The organism is Pseudoalteromonas sp. TB25, assembly GCF_000497995.1.
GTDB classification, from domain to species: Bacteria; Pseudomonadota; Gammaproteobacteria; order Enterobacterales; family Alteromonadaceae; genus Pseudoalteromonas; species Pseudoalteromonas distincta.
On sequence record NZ_AUTI01000222.1, the window covers coordinates 1 to 2,553 of the forward strand.

Here is a 2,553-nt window from a genome sequence, read left to right on the forward strand (position 1 = left end):
TATAGCCGTTACGAAATAGCCATTTTGCTCGCCATTATTAATTTTATAACGCTAAGGTATGTAAAAAAGTTTAAGTGATAATTAGCTGTATCATTACAAGTAATGCGAGCAAATATTGGTCGTATTACGTGTGTATAATCACTGGCAAAATATAAATACACGATTTCAATTTGATACAATATAACATATAATAAATACAGTTTTAAATCACTCTATATAGCTCTCTTATGTCGCTACCTTCAACCGATAACCGCTTACATCATATTGATATATTACGGGGCATTATAATTATATTTATGGTTATTGACCATGGTATGTATTATTGCCTTAATTACTCAGTTACCGATCCGATGACCATTCCAGGGACTGATCCCGTTACCTTTTTTACGCGTTTTGTTTCTCACTTTTGCGCACCACTCTTCGTATTCTTAGCAGGTCTATCTGCGGCTATAACAGAGCATAAATATGTATCCACTAAAGCATTTTCACAAAGCTTGATTATTCGTGGTTTAGTGCTAATTTTGTTTGAATTTACTATTGTTTCGTGGTCTTGGAGCTTTAACCCACTATACCCAATGCTATACGCACAAGTTATTTGGGCTATCGGCTGGGGCTTTGTTATTTTAGGACTGCTGCGTTTCCTGGGCATTTATGCCATTTTTGTAGCAGGCTTATTACTCGTGTTTGGGCATAATTTATTTGATGGAACAAGCTTTGAGCCTAATACATTTGCACATACTGCTTGGTCTATTGCACATCAAAAAAATGTACTTGATCTCCCTTTTGATTTTCAAATTAGAACAACCTACCCAGTTGCCCCTATTGTTGGCTTAATGGCATTGGCATATTGCGCTGGTGTTTATTACAAAGCACAACAATACAGTAAAAAAGTGATGAATCACGCATTGTTATTAGGGGTTACTTGCCTTGCGCTTTATGGCATTTTACGTGGGTTTAACTTATACGGTGACATGTCACAGTTTGCTATACATACAAGCTCATTACTCACTGTTATGTCGTTTCTAAACCCAACAAAGTATCCGCTTTCGCTGCAGTTTATGTTACTTACTGTTGGCCTTGGGCTTATTTTTTTAAAGGCATTAAGTGGTTTAAAAACCGATTTTTCGCATAACTTTTTACAAGTACTGGGTAAAACAAGTATGTTTTCATACCTTGTGCATTTGTATTTATTACATGCTATTGCTTGGTTACTTATACCTATTCTTGGCTTTAATTTTAGCGATATGACCTACGCAGATACGCTCGTTGGTTTGCCTGAAGGTTATGGCATGAGTTACACAGCAACACTTTTATTTATAGCCGTTGTAATAGGGCTAACAACCCTACTCGCTAAGCGATACATTGTTTGGAAGCGAAGCCACAAACATAGCTTAATTGCTAAATATATATAGCGTTTATACAAGTTAGCACAAAATAATAGACATTAAAAAAGGCGCTTAAAAAGCTGTCTCTTGATCACAAGTCTGACTCAAGAGATTTTGCTAAATCGTAGCCTTCCAGGATGGCTTGTAACTTAAGCCATCCTTTCCATAACACTTTCACAGATGCACGCCCTGTGCGCTTGGTATCTTTCCAGCCTCCTAACTTTGCCAGTTCCTGATACGCCCATGACATATTTGGAGCAGTTTCAGGCAATGGTGTTTTTATTCTCTTTAACCACAATAACTTCCATGCTTTGGGAGATAACAGTTGTTCACAACTTGGAGAATCAGGCTGCTCATTGGTGAACTTTAGTTGCAATATTCGCGTCGCAATAAAGCCATTAATCGTCACCAATCTTTCCATGTTATCTTGGCTTTGAAGGCGTAAACTTTCGATATCCGTACCATCACTTTTCCAGACTTTATGGTATTCCTCTACAAGCCAACGGTGCTCATAGTAGGTGATGATAGCTAAGGCGTCTTCTTTGCTGGTGACTGGTTCACTGGTTAATAGGTGCCAGCTTAAGCCATTCTTAGCGTTTCCTCGCTCTGTACAGCCGACATAGTAAACTGGGAGGGAGTGTCCTTTCTTATTGTAAGGCGCTTTGAGTGTCACTGGCGCATAGGTGATATCCAGTGTTGCGCTTCGGGCTTTTCTTCCTCCTTTTTGTGCAATGTGGATGTGTTTGGTGCCTGCACTCATCAGCTCGCTTGCAAACGCATAGAGCTTATCCTCACCTTCTTCAATATGACGACTTTGCATCGAGCGTACGACGAATCGTTGCTGCTCGGTCAGTTTATACTGCAAGTATTCGTAGATGTCCGCTTCGCGGTCACACACCGATATCACGTTCGCCATTTGTCCTTGCAGCCGCTCTGCCATCGCTCGTGACGCTGACTCCCACTTGTAACTTTCTTTTTCTTCGTAAGAAGTCGTCGCGTGTTTTTCTCTTTTTCCAATCGTGTTGATATCACGACTCCAGCGAGACTGTTCAATTAATCCCACAACTTGCTTTGTGTCTGGCGCAAACAGTAATACGCTATGAGCTAACAAGCCTCGTTGTTTTGCTCCTCGTCCGACATGACCCAAATCATCTCGAATGGAGGAATG

General features: G+C 40.1%; 2 protein-coding genes and 1 pseudogene. 2 read left to right on the forward strand and 1 reads right to left on the reverse strand.

The window, feature by feature from the left end; genetic code table 11:
• Both L652_RS1000000125335 and L652_RS0106250 read left to right on the forward strand, forming a co-directional pair.
• Positions 1-78, forward strand: a pseudogene (locus L652_RS1000000125335) (MgtC/SapB family protein); the annotation flags it as partial.
• Between the two features lie 149 nt (positions 79-227).
• Positions 228-1,412, forward strand: a complete 1,185-nt coding sequence (locus tag L652_RS0106250) for a heparan-alpha-glucosaminide N-acetyltransferase domain-containing protein (protein WP_024603369.1) — start codon at positions 228-230, stop codon at positions 1,410-1,412.
• A 64-nt stretch (positions 1,413-1,476) separates the two neighbouring features.
• On the opposite strand, the gene L652_RS0106255 is transcribed toward L652_RS0106250, so the two are convergent.
• Positions 1,477-2,553: IS4 family transposase (locus tag L652_RS0106255; RefSeq protein WP_024603370.1), on the reverse strand; the 1,077-nt coding region annotated here is incomplete at its 5' end.